Origin of the sequence: Paraburkholderia flava (genome assembly GCF_004359985.1) — a bacterium.
GTDB lineage: Bacteria > Pseudomonadota > Gammaproteobacteria > Burkholderiales > Burkholderiaceae > Paraburkholderia > Paraburkholderia flava.
The window spans coordinates 1,646,517-1,663,323 of record NZ_SMRO01000001.1 but is presented as its reverse complement, the minus strand read 5'-3'; the positions used below and the strand labels follow the sequence as shown (position 1 = coordinate 1,663,323).

Sequence of the window (16,807 nt, the reverse complement as noted above, 5' to 3'; positions counted from 1 at the left end):
GAGAAGAGCCGGCCCAGGAATGGACCAGCCCGGAGTATCGAGAGGTTGTTCGACGCCTGTCAATACAAGCGGCGATCCTGGAAGCCGCATGAAAGCGGCGCGGCATAGCGTGCTGATGCACGTGCTAATGCGCGGGCGTTAGCCTCCAAACAGCCTGTGTTCGGCTTGCACCGTCTGACGATCGACGGCCTGCAGACGCCAGAATCCTTTCGCGGGTCGACGCGCGGGTGACGAAGCCCAGTCGGCCGAACCTTCCGCCGAACTCACGCGCTGTCGACGATCCACCGACAGACCGCGCAACGTGCACAGCGGCGCATCGGTACTCGGTGCGCACAGCGTTGTGACACCGTCGACGTCGTGCAGATCGCCGCCCGGTGGAAGATCGATCCCTTCGTGCGCTTCGCGCGACCAGCGATGTTCGTCTGTGTCGAGCCAGAGCACGGCGTAATCGTGGTTGACGGTGGGATCGGAACCGTTGATCAGGATGGTGAGGCGCATCGCTGTTCCGAGTGAGGCATGGGTCTAGAAGTGTAGAACGGGATGCGATTTATTCAAGCTCTCGACTATCGGCTAGATTGAAAAACACAATTGGGAACACATGGCGCAGCTTCTAGATTTAAAGACGCGGTGCAGGCACGCGCGCCTCGCCGTCCTCATCCGGTCGCACAGACGACCGCCAGGCCATCCCCTCGCGCACCCCACCACAATACAAGGCTCTCAGGAGGCTCAGATGTCGCAACTCAAGGGAACGAAGACGGAGGACAATCTCAAGGCGGCGTTTGCCGGCGAATCTCAGGCAAACCGGCGCTATCTGTACTTCGCAGCGAAGGCGGACGTGGAGGGCCAGAACGACGTCGCCGCCTTGTTCCGTTCCACTGCCGAAGGCGAAACCGGTCATGCACATGGCCACCTCGAATATCTCGAAGCATCGGGCGACCCGGCGACGGGTCTGCCGTTCGGTTCGTCGCGCCTGAATCTCGAAGCGGCGATCGCCGGCGAAACGCACGAATACACGGACATGTACCCCGGCATGGCGAAGGCGGCGCGCGAAGAAGGCTTCGACGAAATCGCGAACTGGTTCGAGACGCTCGCGAAAGCCGAACGTAGTCACGCGAATCGCTATACGAAAGCGCTCGATGCGTTGGTGGACTGACACGTCGCACGTTCAGCGATAGAGGGACGTACCCGATCACGCACGCGCATGCGGCAAGGCTGCATGCGCGTGTCTGCTTGCATATCTGCATGCAGCGGATGAGTTCGTGTGTCCGTAGCTCGAAAAAAATTATTGGAGACTGACAACATGCCCCACAAAGAAGGCAGTCTCGAAGCGCCCACGCGTCATCCGCTCGACTGGCTCTCGGACGATTTCTACAATCAGGACGCGCTCGATCAGGAACTGACCCGCGTCTTCGATATCTGCGCGGGATGCCGTCGCTGCGTGTCGCTGTGCGGCGCGTTTCCGCAGCTCTTCGATCTCGTCGACGCAACCGATGGCGGCGAGGCACACGAAGTCGACAAGCGCGAGTTCGGCAAGGTCGTCGACCAGTGCTATCTGTGCGACCTCTGCTACATGACGAAATGCCCGTACGTGCCGCCGCATCCGTGGAACGTCGATTTTCCGCATCTGATGCTGCGCGCAAAAGCGATCGACTACAAACGCGGCGACGTGAAGCCGCGCGACCGTTTCCTGTCGAACACCGATGCGCTCGGCCATTTCGCGGGCATTCCGGTCGTCACGCAGACGGTCAACGCAGTGAATCACACGTCGGCTGCGCGCGGCCTGATGGAGAAGATGCTGGGCGTCGACAAGGACGCATGGTTGCCCGACTTCGCGACGCGCAAATTCCGCAGCGCCGCGAAGAAGTCGCCCGCGACGCAGGTGAACGACGGTGAGCGCACGCCGGGCAAAGTCGCGATCTACGCGACCTGTTACGTGAATTTCAACGAACCCGGCATCGGCCACGATCTGCTGGCGGTGCTCGCGCATAACGACATTCCGTACGAACTCGTCGCGAGCGAAGCGTGCTGCGGAATGCCGCTGCTCGAACAGGGCAATCTCGAAGGCGTCGCCGACAAGAAAGCGAAGAACCTGCCGGTGCTCGCGAAATACGCGCGCGAAGGCTATGCGTTGATCGGCGCGATTCCGAGCTGCGTGCTGATGTATAAGCACGAACTGCCGCTGATGTTCCCCGACGATCCCGATGTGCGTGCCGTCAGCGAAGCGTTCTGGGATCCGTTCGAGTACTTCGTGTCGCGGCATCGCGATGGCTTGCTGAAGACCGACTTCAAGACGCCGCTCGGCAAGGTGTCGTATCACGTGCCGTGTCATGGCCGCGTGCAGAACATTGGGCGCAAGACATCGGAGACGCTCGCGCTCGTGCCCGATACGAAAGTGACGGTAGTCGAGCGCTGCTCGGGACACGCCGGCACGTTCGGCGTGAAGAAGGAGTTTCACCGCACCGCGATGCAGATCGGCACGCCGGTGTTCAAGGCGATGGCGCAGCCGCAGCCCGACTACATTTCGTCGGATTGCCAGCTCGCGGGCCATCATATCGAACAGGGCATCGACGAGAACGGCCTGCCGAAAGCGCAGCTCGCGCATCCGTTGACGCTGCTGCGCAAGGCCTACGACATCTGACGATGCCCACACCTGCGCCGAACCCAAACCCGAATCGCGAGGACACCCGATGAGTATCGCCAGAAATTCGCTGCTGTCGCTCGAGAATTATTCGAAGGCGCGCAAGACGATGCGCGCGCAGATCATCGAGCACAAGAAACGCCGCACCGTGCCGCTCGGTAACCATGTGACGTTTCTGTTCGAGGATGAACTGACGATCCGCTATCAGATCCAGGAGATGCTGCACATCGAGAAGATTTTCGACCAGGACGGCATTCAGGGCGAACTCGAAGCGTATCTGCCGCTCGTGCCCGACGGCAGCAATCTGAAGGCGACGATGCAGATCGAGTACGAGAACGAAGTCGAGCGGCACGCGGCGTTGGCGCGGCTGATCGGTATCGAGGATCGCGTGTTCGTCGAAGTGGCTGGCGAGCCGCCGGTCTATGCGATCGCGGACGAAGACCTCGAGCGCGACAACGCACAGAAGACGTCGGCGGTGCATTTCGTGCGCTTCGAGTTCACGCCCGCGATGAAGGCGCGGCTACACGACGGCGCGGCGCTGAAGATCGGCTGCGATCACCCGAATTATCCGGTGCCCGTGCAGACCATCGACTCCGACGTGCGCACCGCGCTGCTCGCCGATTTCAGCTAGCCGCGCGGCGCGTTTCAAGCGCTTCACGCGAGGTCCAGCGCCCCCGTCATATCGCCGAGCGGTGCAAGACCGTTCTGCGCGAACGCACGGTCGCGTACCCGCACACCGTCGAGCGGCGCAAGGCCGTGCACGCGGCTGATCAATCGAAGGATCGAGTTCGTGTCGTACACGGTGTGATCGACGTAGCCCTTCTTCGCGAGCGGCGAGATGACGAGCGCCGGAATCCGCGAGCCCGGACCCCAACGGTCACCCTGTGGCGGCGCGACCGGATCCCACCAGCCGCCGTTCTCATCGTGCGTGACGATCACGACCGTGTGCGCCCACTGCGGACTACGCTGCAGATGCTCGATCACCGTCGAGATATGACGGTCGCCGGATTCGACGTCCGCATAACCCGCGTGCATGTTCAGATTTCCCTGCGGCTTGTAGAACGTGACGGCAGGCAGACGGCCCGCATCGATGTCGGCGAGCAGACGGTTGGTCGACGGATCGTCGCCGAGGCCCGCGTCGCGCAGATACCGGCGACGCGCGTCGGTACCCGGCGCGTAGTTCGCGAAGTAATTGAACGGCTGATGGTGATACTGAAAATCGGGCACTGCGCCGGTGTCGAGATGATCGAGTGCGTACTGCCATGCGCCGCTGTACCACGCCCAGTCGACCCCCTTCGCCGAGAGCCGGTCACCGATCGTCGCGTAGGTTTGCGGCGGCAAGACCTTCGGGTCGGCTGGATTGGCGAGCAGCGGATTGCCGCCGGACGCGGGCCGCACGAAGCTCGGCTGATACGGCGGGGCCATCGTGTTCACCGCGTAGCCGTCGGCGGTGAAGAGGCCGTCGTTGACGAACTTCGGCGGACCGTCGAGCGCCGAAGCCGGCGAATGCGCGGCGATCTTCAACCGCGAGCCGGTCGGATCACTACCTTCGACCACCGACACGAGATGCTTTGCCGGACTGTCTTGCGCGTTCGGATAGAACGGCGCCTGTGCGGAAATCAGGAAGATGTGGTTGAGCCACGAACCGCCGAACGCGGCCATGAAGAAGTTATCGCACAGCGTGTACTGCTGCGCGAGATTCCATAGCCGCAGCGTTTGTGCCGAATTGCGGTAATGCCCCATCACGAGGCCGCCGGAGTCGGCCCACGCGGCGAACTGATCGTTGCGTCCCGCGTTGATCTGCATCTGGTTCTGATAGAAGCGATGCCACAGGTCGCGCGTGATGACGCCGTTCGGTAGCGGCGCACCTTGCGCATCGGCGAGACGGAACGGGCCGTTGCGCAGACCGTCGATTGCACTCTCGCCGATCATGTAGCGCTTGCCGTCGACCTCCTGCGCCTGCGGCACGAGCCCGCCCCAGATTTTCGGCAGTTGCGGCAGCGGCGTCTTGCCGTCGCGATCGAACTGTACGTAACGTGAAGCCGGTACTGCATCGAGCGGATGCTGCACGCCGGGAAAATTGCCGTACAGGTTCGCGAAGCTGCGGTTCTCCGCGTAGATCACGACGATGTTGCGCACCTGATCGCGCAACGCCGCATCGAGCCGAAGGTCGGCCGCGCTACGCGGCGCGCCGTTGTCTGCTGAACCGGTTTGCGTCGTGTCGCAGCCCGCAAGCGCGAGGCTCACGCCGACTGCGGCGAGGCCGGTCAGTACGCGGCGACGTTCGGGATCGTCGGGGGCGTCGGCATTGACGGCGGGAAGGTTCGGGTCGTTTTCGTTCATCGGCAGGACTCCGGCATTCGCGGGAAGGAGGGCACGGGCGAGGGCGCGCATCAGGCATGCGTCCACCTTCGACCACCGTGCATCCTGACACGCCGCGGGTGCGCACGGCAACCCGCGCCGGACGCGAATGCCTATCCTGCTGTCCGCTTACAGTGCTTTGCGATAGACGACGAAGCCGGAGCGTTCCGCGACGCCGTCGTACAGCCGCATCGCGGTCGCATTGGTTTCGTGCGTGAGCCAGTACACGCGCGCCGATCCGCCTTCCTTTGCGCGGACGTAGACGTTTTCGATCAGCGCGCGGCCGACGCCCTTGCCGCGTTCCGATGCGAGCGTGAACAGATCCTGCAGATAGCAGGTCGGCCCGGCGAGCGTCGTGCTGCGATGGAAGATGTAGTGCACGAGGCCGACCAGCTGACCGTCGCGTTCGGCGACGAGCGCATGCATCGGTTCGTAGCCGTCGAAGAAACGGCTCCATGTGAGTTCGGTCATTCCGCGCGGCAGCGCGGTTTCGCCAGCGCGTCCGTAGAACGCGTTATAGCCGTCCCATAGCGGCAGCCATGCGGTGAAATCGTCGGGGGTGACGGGGCGGATCTGAAGCGTTGTGTCGGTCATCGATTGATTCCTCGAGTAAGAAGACGGTGGGCGGTTTAGGGCTGCGTCGAGCACGCGTATAGCGCGGCGGTGCGTGCGTCTGGATCGACGGCGACGTGCATCGCGGATGTACCGTACGCGTCGTGCAGTCGTGCCGCGACGCATGCGTCGAGCGCGGCGCGTGCGCGGTCGGCGGGACGCAGTGCCCAGTACGTCAGCGCCGTCGCTGCGGCCAGCACGACGCAGACTGCAACCACGCCCGCGTGCTGAACGCGATGCGCACGACCAGGCAAGGAAAAGATTGCGGTATCGCGAGTCATCGCAGCGATCCTGTAAAGGGACGACAGTGTCGACAGGCTCAGAATAGAAAATTTGTGGCACCATTGTTAGCTCCACCTGAAACGCAAAATATGGAGCCACGAACGTGGACTACGCGCTGCTGATGTCGAACTTCGCGAAGCGGGCTGCCGGGCGCAAGCTGACCCAGCAGAACCTGCTGTACGAGAGCCTGCGTCAGGCGATCGTCGATGGCGATCTGCGGCACGGCACACAGCTCGTGCCGACGCGCGCGCTCGCCGAGCAACTCGGTATCGCGCGTAACTCGGCGCTGTACGCGTACGAGCGTTTGACCGAAGAGGGATTCATCACGACGAGCCGGCATGGGTCTGTGGTGAGTCGCCTCGCGTTTCCGGCCGCGACCGATCCGCGCGGCGTTGGTGCACCCGCAAGCGCGCTGTCGAAGCGTGTCAGCAATCTGCCGCGCGAGCGCGGCCGACCCGATGACCCGACGCCGTTTCGTCCGGGCGTGCCAGCACTCGACGAATTTCCGGTCGCGCAGTGGCGAGCGTCGGTGGAGCGCGCGTGGCGCACGATCGATGCGTACGAACTCGGCTACGGCGACAGCGCGGGTCATCCGGCGCTGCGGCGGGCCATTGCGGAATACGTGCGAGTGTCGCGCGGCGTGCGCTGTACCGCAGACCAGGTGTTCATCACGCAGGGCACGCAGACGAGCCTCGATCTATGTGCGCGCCTGCTCGCCGATCCGGGCGATACCGTGTGGGTCGAGAACCCCGGTTATCACGGTGCAAAGGCTGCGTTCCAGACGGCGGGGCTGCGGCTCCTGCCGATGCCGGTGGACGGCTCTGGCCTCGCACCGACTCCGCGCGACTGGCGCGACGTACCGCCGCGGCTTATTTACACGACGCCGTCGCATCAGTATCCGCTCGGCTGCGTGTTGAGCCTCGAGCGTCGGCGGGCATTGATGGAGAACGCGATTGCCGCCGGCGCGTGGATCATCGAAGACGATTACGACAGCGAGCTGCGTCACAGCGGACCGCCGCTACCGGCCATCCAGGGTCTGACAGCGGATGCGCCGGTGGTCTATCTCGGCACGTACAGCAAGACGATGTTTCCGGCGCTGCGGATGGGCTTCATGATCGTGCCGGCACATCTCGTACGGCAGATCGACGAAGCGTTGAGCGAGATCTCGCGACAGGGGCGTATCGCGGAGCAGATCGCGCTTGCGGATTTCATCGACAGCGGCAAGTACGCGCGCCATCTGCGGCGGATGCGGCGGCTCTATCAGCAGCGGCGCGGCGCGCTCGTTCGTGCGATCGACAGACAGATGAGCGACCTTGTCACGCTGTCCGCTGACGGCGGCGGGATGCATCTCACAGTGCGTCTCGACGCGCCGCTAAAGGACCGTGATGTGAGCCAGGCGCTGCGTGACCACGGCCTCTTCGCCGCGCCGTTGAGCGCGTACTGCATGCCGGGTGCGGGCACGTCGCGCTACAACGGCTTCATGCTCGGCTACGCGGGCGTGCCGGCGGAAAAAGCCGATGCATTGATCGCGCGGTTCGCGCGCGTCATTCGCACGATGCTGCCGCGCGAGCGCGCACGCAACGACGACGCTGCGCGTGTGCTCAGCGTCGATCCTGCGTGACGAACGAACGATAAAAGAAGAAGCTGAGAGCGGCAGTCAGTGCCGCGATTGGCGCAGCGTTTCGCGAACCTTCTTCGCGACGAGCAACGGCATGTAATCCATGATGCGGGCGTCCGCCTTGTAGTCGGCCAGCGTGTCGGCGTAGATCTTCGAGACCGTCTCGGCGGGCGTATTCGTTTCCGCTGCGATGGCCTGTACGACTTCGTCGACGTTGGGCTGAGGCTGACGCGTCATGGGAATCTCCGAGGGGGGGTGAACGGGCGGGCCTTCCATTAAAGGACGCGGGTCTGCGCGATGCCAATTAAATTGGCCTATCGGAGCGGGTCCACGGCTTGCGCGCGTGCGTTGTTCGGGAATACGCCTATACGCGTGCGCGTGTCGAATTCCGATCTTTCCTGGATGTTGGGTTTTACGCGTGGATCGGATTACATCTTCCGCCCCGATCGTAATAAAACGCAGATCACGCGAGCGGGAAACTCACCGCGTCCTTCTCCAGTTTTTCGATCAGCGCATCGCGCATCAACGCGACGGGCCGCACGAGGCGCCCCGGCAATGCACCATGAACGAGCCACACGTTCAGCCCGCTTCTGAAATCCGGTACATCGATGATCTGCAACGCGTCTCGATGCGGGCTGCGCGCGAGTATTTCGGGCGCAGCAAGCCCGACGCCCAGACCGCGCGCTACTAGCGAGAGCTGCAGTTCCGAACCGAATGCCTCGACGGCGACGTTGAACGGCAGCCCGGCTGCCAACATCGCACGGCTCAGCGCCGAACGCATCCCGCAGCCGTCCTGATTCAGCACCCAGGGATGCGCCGCCAGTCCGGCGAGCATCGTCGGTTGGTCGGCGATGCCGAACGAGCGCGGCGCGACGACAACCGTTGGCTTGTAGGCGAGAAGCGTCGAACTCAGACCTTCCCGTAATGGCACGCTTTCGGGCAGCAGGACGACGGCGGCATCCGCCTTCGCGCGCTCGATGCCTTCCAGCAGCCCTGGCGACCAGCCTGCCGTCACGCGTAGCGTCAGATTCGGAAAGGCGTTGCGCAGACGGTCGATGGGTTCCTCCAGCGCCAGTTCGGACAGAAACGGCGGCACGCCGATCCTGAACTCTCCGGTCGGCTCGCTCTCGGGCGAGGCGATCGCCATCAGGTCGTCGACCGCGCGCAGCACCGTGCGCGCGAGCCCGTACACCTCGGTGCCTGCGGCCGTCGGCTTGAGCGGCTTGCTCTGCCGGTCGAGCAGTTCGATGCCGAGCGTCGATTCCAGATTCTGCACACGGCGCGTGAGACCCGGCTGCGTGAGAAACAGCTTCTCCGACGCCCGCACCATCGAGCCACTTTCCACCACCGCCACGAAAGCCTGCAAGTCACGCGTATTCAAAACGATCTCGCATAAACATTATCGGGATATTTCAATTGTCGCATAACATCGGCGTCCCTATGATGGGCCGGACCCTAACCTCCGGGAATCGAACGATGTCTCAACCTGCCGACACCTGCTCGCGCAACCTCGCCTCGTCCTCTGCGCTGCCGCCGTTAGCGCAGTCGTCTGCGCCCGTACCCCAATCAGCGGGCGGCGACTCCCTGACGCCGGCTTTGACGCTCTTTTTCGCCGTCACGGTCGGCGTCATTGTGATGAATCTGTCGGCGGCGCAGCCTTTGACGGGGCCGGTCAGCCGCGCGCTGAATCTGCCGCGCGAACTCGCTGGTCTGATCGCGATGCTGCCGCAACTCGGCTACGCGGCCGGTCTGCTGCTACTCGTGCCGCTCTGCGATCTGCTGGAGAACCGGCGTCTGATCGTCAGGACGCTGGCCTGCTGCGCGGCCTTTCTTGCGCTGTCGTCGCTTGCGCGGTCGGGTTGGCTGTTTCTGGCGTCGGCGTTCATGGCGGGCGCGACGTCGAGCGTGATCCAGATGCTTGTGCCGATGGCGGCGTCCATGGCGCCCGAAAGTCGACGCGGTCGCGCGGTCGGCAACGTGATGAGCGGACTGATGCTCGGGATTCTGCTGTCGCGCCCGCTCGCGAGCGTGATCGCGGGGCTGTTTGGCTGGCGCGCGTTTTACGGCATCGAGGCGGCGGCCGACGCGCTGCTGACCGTCGTGCTTTACCTTCGATTGCCGAGTCATGTGCCGCACGCGACAGCGCGTTACGGCGCATTGCTGCGCTCGCTCTGGACACTGCTGCGTAGCGAACCCGTCCTGCAACGTCGCGCGACGCTGGCCGCGCTCGCGCTCGGTGCGTTCAGCGCGTTCTGGACGGCTATCGCGCTGCTGCTCACGCAGCCGCCGTTTTCGCTCGGCATGCAGGGCATTGCCGTGTTCGCGCTGGCCGGCGCGACGGGGGCGATCGTGACGCCGCTCGCCGGCTATCTCGGCGACCGTGGTGCGGGACGCGCCACGCAGATCGTCTCGCATCTGGTGATGTTCGCGGCCGTCGTCGTGCTCGCTGTCGCCGGCGCGGGCTGGGGTGGGTTCTCTCCCGCGGCGCATCCCGCACTCGCGCTTGGGTTGCTGGTCGTGGGCGCGGCCGCGCTCGACGCCGGCGTCATCACCGATCAGACACTTGGACGACGCGCGATCAATCTCCTCAATCCGTCGGCGCGTGGACGGTTGAATGCGCTCTTTGTCGGGATCTTCTTTGTGGGTGGCGCGATCGGTGCCGCGCTTTCGGGGGCCGCGTGGGCGTGGGCAGGATGGAGCGGGGTCTGCGCCGTCCTGTTGGGATTCACGGTTGCTGTGTTTTTGTTTGGCTTTGTCGACCGCGCGGCGCGAACCGGTCGCCATTGAGCTAAAAGGGCGCTCTCCCATTCACCTTGTTCCACGCGGGGTTTTCATGCGATGCAGTTGCGTTTAAAAACTGCGTGGGCTTACACTTCGATGAAGTTGCGATTTGCAACTCGATGAGAAATCCGCAAATCGAAGGAAGCGAAAATGCAGTGTGGAACAGCCGACCCGTTGCGCGGTCACGCCGACGGCGGCGCGTCACCCAGCACGACACCGATGAGTCGATCGCTCGTGCTGCTGTTTGCCGTCGCGTGCGGACTCAGCGTGGCGAACGTCTATTACGCGCAGCCGCTGCTCGACCTGCTCGCTCACGATTTCGACGTGAGCCGTGCATCGATCGGCATGGTAGTCACCGCGACGCAGGCCGGCTGCGCGCTTGCCCTGGTGTTTCTCGTCCCGCTCGGCGACCGCGCGAATCGACATCGGTTGATGGCGACGCAACTGGGGCTGCTGGTGCTCGCGCTGATCGTGACCGCGTGTGCGACGAGCGCGCCCATGCTGCTCGCCGGCATGCTCGCGACGGGCATGCTCGGCACGGCGATGACGCAGGGCTTGATCGCGTATGCGGCGACTGTTGCTGCGTCGGGTGAACGCGGTCGCGTCGTCGGTGCCGCGCAGGGCGGCGTGGTGGTCGGGCTGCTGCTCGCGCGGACGATGGCCGGTTTCGTCGCCGACCTCGCGGGCTGGCGAGCGGTCTATCTGACGTCGGCGGCGCTCGCGTTGCTGATGCTGCCGGTGCTGTGGCGCACGTTGCCTGCGCAGTCCGCACCGCGTGTGCGAATCGGTTATTTGCGTTTGCTCGGATCGATGTGGACGCTGCTCGCGCACGAACGCACGCTGCAGATTCGCGGGACGATCGGCATGCTGATGTTCGCGGCGTTCAGCGTGTTCTGGAGCGCGATGGCGTTGCCGCTGAGCGCACCGCCGTTGTCGCTGCCGCACACGGCGATCGGTGCATTCGGTCTGGCCGGCGCGGCTGGCGCGCTTGCCGCAGCGCGTGCGGGTCGGCTGGCCGATCGCGGTCACGGACAGTGGACGACAGGCATCGCGTGGATCGTGTTGCTGCTGTCGTGGCTGCCGGCTGCATATCTGTCGTCGAGTCTTGCGATGCTGGTCGTCGGTGTGCTGTTGCTCGACCTCGGCGGCCAGGCGATTCACGTGACGAACCAGAGCATGATTTTTCGTGCGCGGCCCGATGCACATAGCCGGCTCGTCGGCTGCTACATGCTGTTTTATGCAGCCGGAAGCGGCGCGGGCGCGCTCGCGTCGACGCACGTGTACGTGTGGGCCGGCTGGATGGGGGTGTGCATGCTCGGTGCGGCAATCACGCTGACGGGTCTCGCGTTCTGGGCCGTCACACTGCGCGCGATGCCACGTGCCGAATAGCGGTCAAGCCCCGAGCAGTTCGCAGAAGCGTTCGATATCGACGTTGCCGCCGCTGACGATCACGCCCACGCGCTTGCCCTGCAACTGCGCCTTCATCTTGCGCGCGGCCGCGAAGCCGAGACAGCCGGTCGGTTCGACGACGATCTTCATCCGCGACGCGGAAAAGCGCATACAGTCGACGAGTTCGGCATCGGTGGCCGTCAGGATGTCGTTGACGTCGCGACGGATGATCTCGAACGTGTAGTTGCCGAGATGCTGTGTCTGCGCGCCGTCGGCGATCGTCTTCGGCGTATCGATATGGACGATCTTGCCGGAGCGGAACGACTGCTGCGCATCGTTGCCCGCTTCCGGTTCGACGCCGTACAGCGTGCAGTCCGGCGACAGCGCGCGCGTCGACAGCGCAGTGCCCGACAGCAACCCGCCACCGCCGAGGCAGACGAACAGCGCGTCGAGCGGTCCCACTTCCTCGAACAGTTCTTTCGCCGCCGTGCCCTGGCCCGCGATCACATCCGGATGATCATACGGCGGGATCAGCGTGAGCCCTTGTTCTTCGGCGAGCTTGCGGCCGATCTGTTCGCGGTCTTCGGTATAGCGGTCATACATCACGACGTTGCCGCCGTAGCCCTTCGTGGCCGCGACCTTCGCGGCGGGCGCGTCGTGCGGCATGATGATCGTCGACGGAATGCCGAGCAGCGATGCCGACAACGCGATGGCTTGAGCATGATTGCCGGACGAGAATGCTACGACGCCCGCGCGACGCTGCGCGGCATCGAACTTCGACAGCGCGTTGAATGCGCCGCGAAACTTGAATGCGCCCATACGCTGCAGGTTTTCGCACTTGAAGAACACCTGCGCGCCGAGATCCGCATCGACCGTGCGCGAGCGCATCACGGGCGTGCGATGCGCGTGACCGTCGATTCGTTGAGCGGCTGCGACGACGTCGTCGTAGGTGGGCAGCGTGAGCATGTTCATGACCTCGTGATCGTGTGAGCTAATGCTAATAAGCGGGGCCGTTCAGGCCTGTTCTTTCGCATCACCGTAGACGGTCGCACGCGACACGCCTAAATGCTGCGCGACGATTTCCATCGAGCGGCGCACGTCGAGACATCCCGACTGCTTGAGTTCCTGCAGCAGCGTGCGGCGGTCGTCGGCTTTCAGCGAGCGCGGCGTGGTAGCGAGACGTGCAGCGAAGCGGTCGATGCGGACACGGATCGCATCGGCGCCCGCAGGATCGAGCGATTCCTTCGGGTCAGCGTTCGGGTCGAGCGTGCCGAATTGCGTCAGCATGCCCTGCAGACCGCGAAACAGCGTGAGATCGACGTTGATGCACAGCGCGGCGATGTAGCGGCCCGTGGAATCCTTGATGCCGATCGACGTGCTCTTGGCCTGCCGACCGTCGACGAAATGATTCGGGTAGTTCGCGAGAATCGACGGATAGTCCGCGTCGCCGATCCGCGCGAGTCCGAGTTCGGTGGTCGGCTCGCCGACCTGCCGGCCCGACAGGCTGTTGTGAATCGCGACGATTGCGTGCTTCGGATGCAGCAGGTCGTGCACGACCACTTCGCAGAACGGCGCGAAGGTCTCGCCGAGACCTTGCGCCACTTGCTTCAGCTGGTCGATCAACAGGTTCTGTTCGGGCGTTCGTTTGCGCATGTGGAGATATTGTCTAAATTTGGACAAATCGTCAAGTATCACGCGCGATGCGGCGCTACCCCATTTCGCCGTCGCCGGTCAGATAGGTCGTTCGCCTCACGTTGGCAGGACAGAAAATCCTGAACTCCACCGGGCCTGGAGGCGGCACCGCCTGAACGATGCCGAACGCGTACAGCATGTGCTGCAGCGCGGACATGACCTGGCCATCCGGATCCTGGTCGATGGCGACGTCCATGACGCCGTCCTCGATGTACTGGCGATGGTGGTCGGTCATTTCATGGGATACCCAGACGACCTTGCCGGCCATGTCGCATTTGCGTAGCGCCGCTTCGATCCCCGACGACCCGTACCCGCTGCTGTAGATACCGGCAACATCCCCGCGGGCGAGCCCATGCATGGCGGCGCGATAGCATCGATCGGCGTCGTCGAACGTTTCCGCCGCGTCGTCGCAAGCGAGCTGCGGAAACGACTCCATGATCTTTGCCCGGCAGCCGTCGATCCGGTCCACGTGGTTTCGATAATCCTTGCGACCGCAGATGAGCAGAACACGCCCCGGGCGCACGGCGAACCGTCCAATGAAATAGCCGGCCGTGCGTCCGGCCAGGTTGTTGTCGATGCCTGCGTAGTGCAAACGTTCGACCTCCGCCACGTCGGTCATCATCGTAATGACGGCTTCCTTCCGCTCGATCGCCACGCGTAGCGCGTCGCGTACCTGGGGCGTGTCGCGCGTCGTCACGATGAGGCCGGCGCGGTGGTAGCGGGGATGAAGAACGGCTTCCTCGATGGCCCCGTCATCGGCCTCGGGCAGAAACCGGCGATGCAGCACGATCCGTTTGTCGAGCATCTGCATCGAACGCTGCAGCGCAAGATTCAGGCGACTGAAGAACGGCGTGTCGTTCTGCGGCAGCAACACGTCGATATGCATCAGACCGTGCTGGGTTTCGGGAAGAACGCGCGGCACGCCGAGTTGTCGCGCCGCCGCTATCACGCGGGCCCGGGCTGCGTCCGATACGCTGCCTCGCTCGTTGAGCACGCGATCGACCGTCGCCTGACTGACTCCCGCGGCTTCTGCTATCTCGATAAAGCGGGGAGCCTGCTTGCGACGCGGCGCATTGGGACGAGACATATTGATGTTCCGTTTCTGTGCAGGGTACGGCGGGCGGCGTTGATGTCGACACCCGTGGCGAGACGCTAGGCGCTTGACGATAAATCGTCAATGTTTTCGTTGTGGTGCGGGGCCCCGCCGTTTAATTTCATCTCATACACGCACGCCGCTTCCCGAATCCAGAGCAAGCGCGACGGGGCGGATTCAGGAAGGGAGACAGCGGGAATGAATTGCTTCGGAGGGCTACCCGTGCGTGGCGAACGTGGCGTTCCCGTGTGCATTCATCAGAAGAAATTTATGGGTAGCGCAACAGCAGAAATGTCGACGCACCCGCTGCCATTGCGCGCGCCGCGCAGCGATGGTCGCCTCCCGTGGAAATTTTGCATTCGCACTGATCAAGGAACCACAACGTGAGCGACGTACTTCGATTTTCCCTGAACCGCATGAGCGCACCGCGCCTGCCCCTGAGCGATTACCTCGCCCTGTGCGGACGTCTTGGCGTCGATGCGATTGAAATCCGCAACGACCTGCCCGGCGTCGAGCTCGTCGACGGCACGCCGGCCCAGGAGGTCCGGGCAGAAGCGGAGGCCGCCGGCGTGACGATTCTCTCGATCAACGCGTTGCAGCGATTCGAGCAGTTCGACGCGCAGCGCGTGCATGACGCCGTATCGCTTGCCCGGTATGCGTCGGAATGCGGAGCAAGAGCGCTCGTGATGTGCCCGACCAATAGCAGGCTCGATCGCCGCAGTGCCGGCGAGCGCCATGCCGATCTGGTCAATGCGTTGCGACAGCTCAAACCGATTCTCGACGATCACGGACTCGTCGGATTCGTCGAGACACTCGGTTTCGAGGAATGCGCGCTGCGCCGCAAATCCGACGCGGTCAAAGGAATCTACGACGCGGCTGCGGAGCGCCACTTCGGGCTCGTGCACGACACGTTTCATCATCACCTGTCGGGGGAGGACATCTTCTTTCCCGACCTCACGGGCCTCATCCATATCTCGGGGGTCGAGGACAGCGCGATCCCGGTCGATCAGATGCGCGACGGTCATCGCGTGCTGGTCGGTAGTGCGGACCGTCTCGACAACATCCGGCAGATCAATACGCTCATCGAGCGAGGCTACAGCGGGTATGCGTCGTTCGAGCCTTTCGCCGAGGAAATCGCAGCTGCCGCCGATATTGAGGCGCGTTTGCGGGCAAGCATCGAACACATCCGTTTGCGCACAAGACGGGATCTTGTTCCCGACGCGGCTTGAGGAGAACGCGGCGCGGACAGTAGAGGGAGGATGACGCCGGACATCTCCGGCCATGGTATCCGGAGCGGCGCCGATGAAGCCGTTCCACGCGCCCTAAGGAGGCGGGCAAGGCAGGGCTGAACACGTACACGGGTCCGATGAGTCCCGGGCGATACCAATCCAATACATAAAAGGAGACAGGCATGAACTTCGTTACACGAACCCTTTTCCCGCTGATCGTCGCCGCCGCGCTGCCGGTATCCGCGCTCGCGGGTACGACGATAGGCGTGTCGATGGCGCATTTCGACGACAACTTCCTGACTACCGTGCGTGAAGCGATGGCTACGGAGGGCAAGGTACACCCGGGCGTCACGCTCGATTTCGAGGACGCGCAGGGAGATGTCGGCCGCCAGGTGAGCCAGGTGGAGAGCTTCGTGTCGCAGCACGTCGGCGCGATCATCGTCAATCCGGCGGATACGTCGGCGACGAAACGGATGACCGATGCCGCCGCGAAAGCAGGCATTCCGATCGTCTACGTCAATCGCCGGCCGAACGAGCAGATGGCCGCGGATTCGTGGTTCGTCGGGTCGGACAATCTCGTCGCGGGGCGCATGCAGATGGAGTATCTGGCGAAGCGGCTCAACGGCAAGGGCAACATCGCGGTGATGCTGTGCGAGCTTTCGACCGATGTCACGCGTGATCGCACGAAGGGCGTCAAGGACGTGATCGCGCGTAACCCGGGTATCAAGGTCGTAGCCGAACAGACCGCGAACTGCGATCGCAGTCAGAGCATCAACCTGATGGGCCAGTGGCTGAGTTCCGGCAAGAAATTCGATGCCATCGCGGCGAACAACGACGAGATGGCGCTCGGTGCACTGATTGCGATGAAGCAGGCAGGGGTGTCGCCTAAATCGGTGCTCGTAGGCGGCGTGGATGCGACGCAGGAAGCGCTCAATGCGATGGCGAAGGGCGACCTCGCCGTGACGGTGTTTCAGGACGCGCGGGGTCAGGGCAAGACAGCCGTGGACGAAGCGATCCGGCTCGCGAGCGGGGACAGGAACGTGCCGCACGAAATCTGGATTCCGTGGCAGCTCGTTACCCCGGACAACTACAAGAGTCTTCTGAACAGGTAA

Annotated in this window: 17 protein-coding genes; 8 read left to right on the top strand and 9 right to left on the bottom strand. The window is 63.7% G+C overall.

The features are described from left to right. Positions 1-138: 138 nt before the first annotated feature. Positions 139-498: a DUF3564 domain-containing protein gene (locus E1748_RS07430; protein WP_133646453.1), complete on the bottom strand. Its 360-nt coding sequence runs from the start codon at positions 496-498 to the stop codon at positions 139-141. Between the two features lie 232 nt (positions 499-730). Between E1748_RS07430 and E1748_RS07425 the strand changes: the two genes are divergently transcribed. From E1748_RS07425 to E1748_RS07415, 3 genes are all read left to right on the top strand, one after another. After that, positions 731-1,153, top strand: a complete 423-nt coding sequence (locus E1748_RS07425) for a rubrerythrin family protein (protein ID WP_133646452.1) — start codon at positions 731-733, stop codon at positions 1,151-1,153. A gap of 147 nt (positions 1,154-1,300) precedes the next feature. Then, complete coding sequence (locus E1748_RS07420) at positions 1,301-2,638, top strand: heterodisulfide reductase-related iron-sulfur binding cluster (RefSeq protein ID WP_133646451.1); 1,338 nt, start codon at positions 1,301-1,303, stop codon at positions 2,636-2,638. 49 nt (positions 2,639-2,687) lie between these two features. Beyond that, on the top strand, positions 2,688-3,269 hold the full coding sequence (locus E1748_RS07415) for a DUF3501 family protein (RefSeq protein WP_133646450.1): 582 nt from the start codon (positions 2,688-2,690) through the stop codon (positions 3,267-3,269). Between the two features lie 23 nt (positions 3,270-3,292). Here E1748_RS07415 and E1748_RS07410 read toward each other — a convergent pair whose 3' ends face one another. The 3 genes from E1748_RS07410 to E1748_RS07400 form a co-directional block, all read right to left on the bottom strand. Then, positions 3,293-4,981: an acid phosphatase gene (locus E1748_RS07410; protein WP_133646449.1), complete on the bottom strand. Its 1,689-nt coding sequence runs from the start codon at positions 4,979-4,981 to the stop codon at positions 3,293-3,295. Positions 4,982-5,128: 147 nt separating this feature from the next. After that, positions 5,129-5,593, bottom strand: a complete 465-nt coding sequence (locus E1748_RS07405) for a GNAT family N-acetyltransferase (RefSeq protein ID WP_133646448.1) — start codon at positions 5,591-5,593, stop codon at positions 5,129-5,131. A gap of 35 nt (positions 5,594-5,628) precedes the next feature. Then, the gene (locus E1748_RS07400; RefSeq protein ID WP_133646447.1) at positions 5,629-5,892 is read right to left on the bottom strand and encodes a hypothetical protein; all 264 of its coding nucleotides are present in this window, start codon (positions 5,890-5,892) and stop codon (positions 5,629-5,631) included. Positions 5,893-5,996: 104 nt separating this feature from the next. On the opposite strand from E1748_RS07400, the gene pdxR reads away from it, so the two are divergent. Further along, a complete protein-coding gene (gene pdxR / locus E1748_RS07395) occupies positions 5,997-7,514 on the top strand; it encodes a MocR-like pyridoxine biosynthesis transcription factor PdxR (RefSeq protein ID WP_133646446.1) in 1,518 nt (505 codons plus the stop codon). 36 nt (positions 7,515-7,550) lie between these two features. Here the strand turns inward: pdxR and E1748_RS07390 are convergent, their stop codons facing one another. Both E1748_RS07390 and E1748_RS07385 read right to left on the bottom strand, forming a co-directional pair. Continuing rightward, positions 7,551-7,748, bottom strand: a complete 198-nt coding sequence (locus E1748_RS07390; RefSeq protein WP_133646445.1) for a DUF3562 domain-containing protein — start codon at positions 7,746-7,748, stop codon at positions 7,551-7,553. A gap of 226 nt (positions 7,749-7,974) precedes the next feature. After that, the gene (locus tag E1748_RS07385; protein ID WP_133646444.1) at positions 7,975-8,892 is read right to left on the bottom strand and encodes a LysR family transcriptional regulator; all 918 of its coding nucleotides are present in this window, start codon (positions 8,890-8,892) and stop codon (positions 7,975-7,977) included. A gap of 95 nt (positions 8,893-8,987) precedes the next feature. Here E1748_RS07385 and E1748_RS07380 point away from each other — a divergent pair, with 95 nt between their 5' ends. Continuing rightward, positions 8,988-10,298, top strand: coding sequence for an MFS transporter (locus E1748_RS07380; protein WP_133646443.1), 1,311 nt, complete (start codon positions 8,988-8,990; stop codon positions 10,296-10,298). A gap of 144 nt (positions 10,299-10,442) precedes the next feature. Beyond that, positions 10,443-11,681 (top strand): MFS transporter, encoded by a 1,239-nt coding sequence (locus tag E1748_RS07375; RefSeq protein ID WP_133646442.1) that lies wholly within the window; start codon positions 10,443-10,445, stop codon positions 11,679-11,681. Positions 11,682-11,684: 3 nt separating this feature from the next. On the opposite strand, the gene E1748_RS07370 is transcribed toward E1748_RS07375, so the two are convergent. The 3 genes from E1748_RS07370 to E1748_RS07360 are packed head-to-tail and all read right to left on the bottom strand — an operon-like array spanning position 11,685 to position 14,460. Continuing rightward, positions 11,685-12,653: a threo-3-hydroxy-L-aspartate ammonia-lyase gene (locus E1748_RS07370; protein ID WP_205965206.1), complete on the bottom strand. Its 969-nt coding sequence runs from the start codon at positions 12,651-12,653 to the stop codon at positions 11,685-11,687. A gap of 42 nt (positions 12,654-12,695) precedes the next feature. Continuing rightward, complete coding sequence (locus E1748_RS07365) at positions 12,696-13,334, bottom strand: helix-turn-helix transcriptional regulator (RefSeq protein WP_133646441.1); 639 nt, start codon at positions 13,332-13,334, stop codon at positions 12,696-12,698. A gap of 55 nt (positions 13,335-13,389) precedes the next feature. Continuing rightward, on the bottom strand, positions 13,390-14,460 hold the full coding sequence (locus E1748_RS07360) for a LacI family DNA-binding transcriptional regulator (protein ID WP_133646440.1): 1,071 nt from the start codon (positions 14,458-14,460) through the stop codon (positions 13,390-13,392). 422 nt (positions 14,461-14,882) lie between these two features. Between E1748_RS07360 and E1748_RS07355 the strand changes: the two genes are divergently transcribed. Both E1748_RS07355 and E1748_RS07350 read left to right on the top strand, forming a co-directional pair. Next, a complete protein-coding gene (locus tag E1748_RS07355) occupies positions 14,883-15,695 on the top strand; it encodes a TIM barrel protein (RefSeq protein WP_133647286.1) in 813 nt (270 codons plus the stop codon). Between the two features lie 182 nt (positions 15,696-15,877). Beyond that, a complete protein-coding gene (locus tag E1748_RS07350) occupies positions 15,878-16,807 on the top strand; it encodes a sugar ABC transporter substrate-binding protein (protein WP_133646439.1) in 930 nt (309 codons plus the stop codon).

Coding starts and splice junctions, on each gene's coding strand:
- E1748_RS07430 (WP_133646453.1), bottom strand. CDS start 498: ATGCGCCTCACCATCCTGATCAACGGTTCCGATCCCACCGTCAACCAC.
- E1748_RS07425 (WP_133646452.1), top strand. CDS start 731: ATGTCGCAACTCAAGGGAACGAAGACGGAGGACAATCTCAAGGCGGCG.
- E1748_RS07420 (WP_133646451.1), top strand. CDS start 1,301: ATGCCCCACAAAGAAGGCAGTCTCGAAGCGCCCACGCGTCATCCGCTC.
- E1748_RS07415 (WP_133646450.1), top strand. CDS start 2,688: ATGAGTATCGCCAGAAATTCGCTGCTGTCGCTCGAGAATTATTCGAAG.
- E1748_RS07410 (WP_133646449.1), bottom strand. CDS start 4,981: ATGAACGAAAACGACCCGAACCTTCCCGCCGTCAATGCCGACGCCCCC.
- E1748_RS07405 (WP_133646448.1), bottom strand. CDS start 5,593: ATGACCGACACAACGCTTCAGATCCGCCCCGTCACCCCCGACGATTTC.
- E1748_RS07400 (WP_133646447.1), bottom strand. CDS start 5,892: ATGACTCGCGATACCGCAATCTTTTCCTTGCCTGGTCGTGCGCATCGC.
- E1748_RS07390 (WP_133646445.1), bottom strand. CDS start 7,748: ATGACGCGTCAGCCTCAGCCCAACGTCGACGAAGTCGTACAGGCCATC.
- E1748_RS07380 (WP_133646443.1), top strand. CDS start 8,988: ATGTCTCAACCTGCCGACACCTGCTCGCGCAACCTCGCCTCGTCCTCT.
- E1748_RS07375 (WP_133646442.1), top strand. CDS start 10,443: ATGCAGTGTGGAACAGCCGACCCGTTGCGCGGTCACGCCGACGGCGGC.
- E1748_RS07370 (WP_205965206.1), bottom strand. CDS start 12,653: ATGAACATGCTCACGCTGCCCACCTACGACGACGTCGTCGCAGCCGCT.
- E1748_RS07365 (WP_133646441.1), bottom strand. CDS start 13,334: ATGCGCAAACGAACGCCCGAACAGAACCTGTTGATCGACCAGCTGAAG.
- E1748_RS07360 (WP_133646440.1), bottom strand. CDS start 14,460: ATGTCTCGTCCCAATGCGCCGCGTCGCAAGCAGGCTCCCCGCTTTATC.
- E1748_RS07355 (WP_133647286.1), top strand. CDS start 14,883: ATGAGCGCACCGCGCCTGCCCCTGAGCGATTACCTCGCCCTGTGCGGA.
- E1748_RS07350 (WP_133646439.1), top strand. CDS start 15,878: ATGAACTTCGTTACACGAACCCTTTTCCCGCTGATCGTCGCCGCCGCG.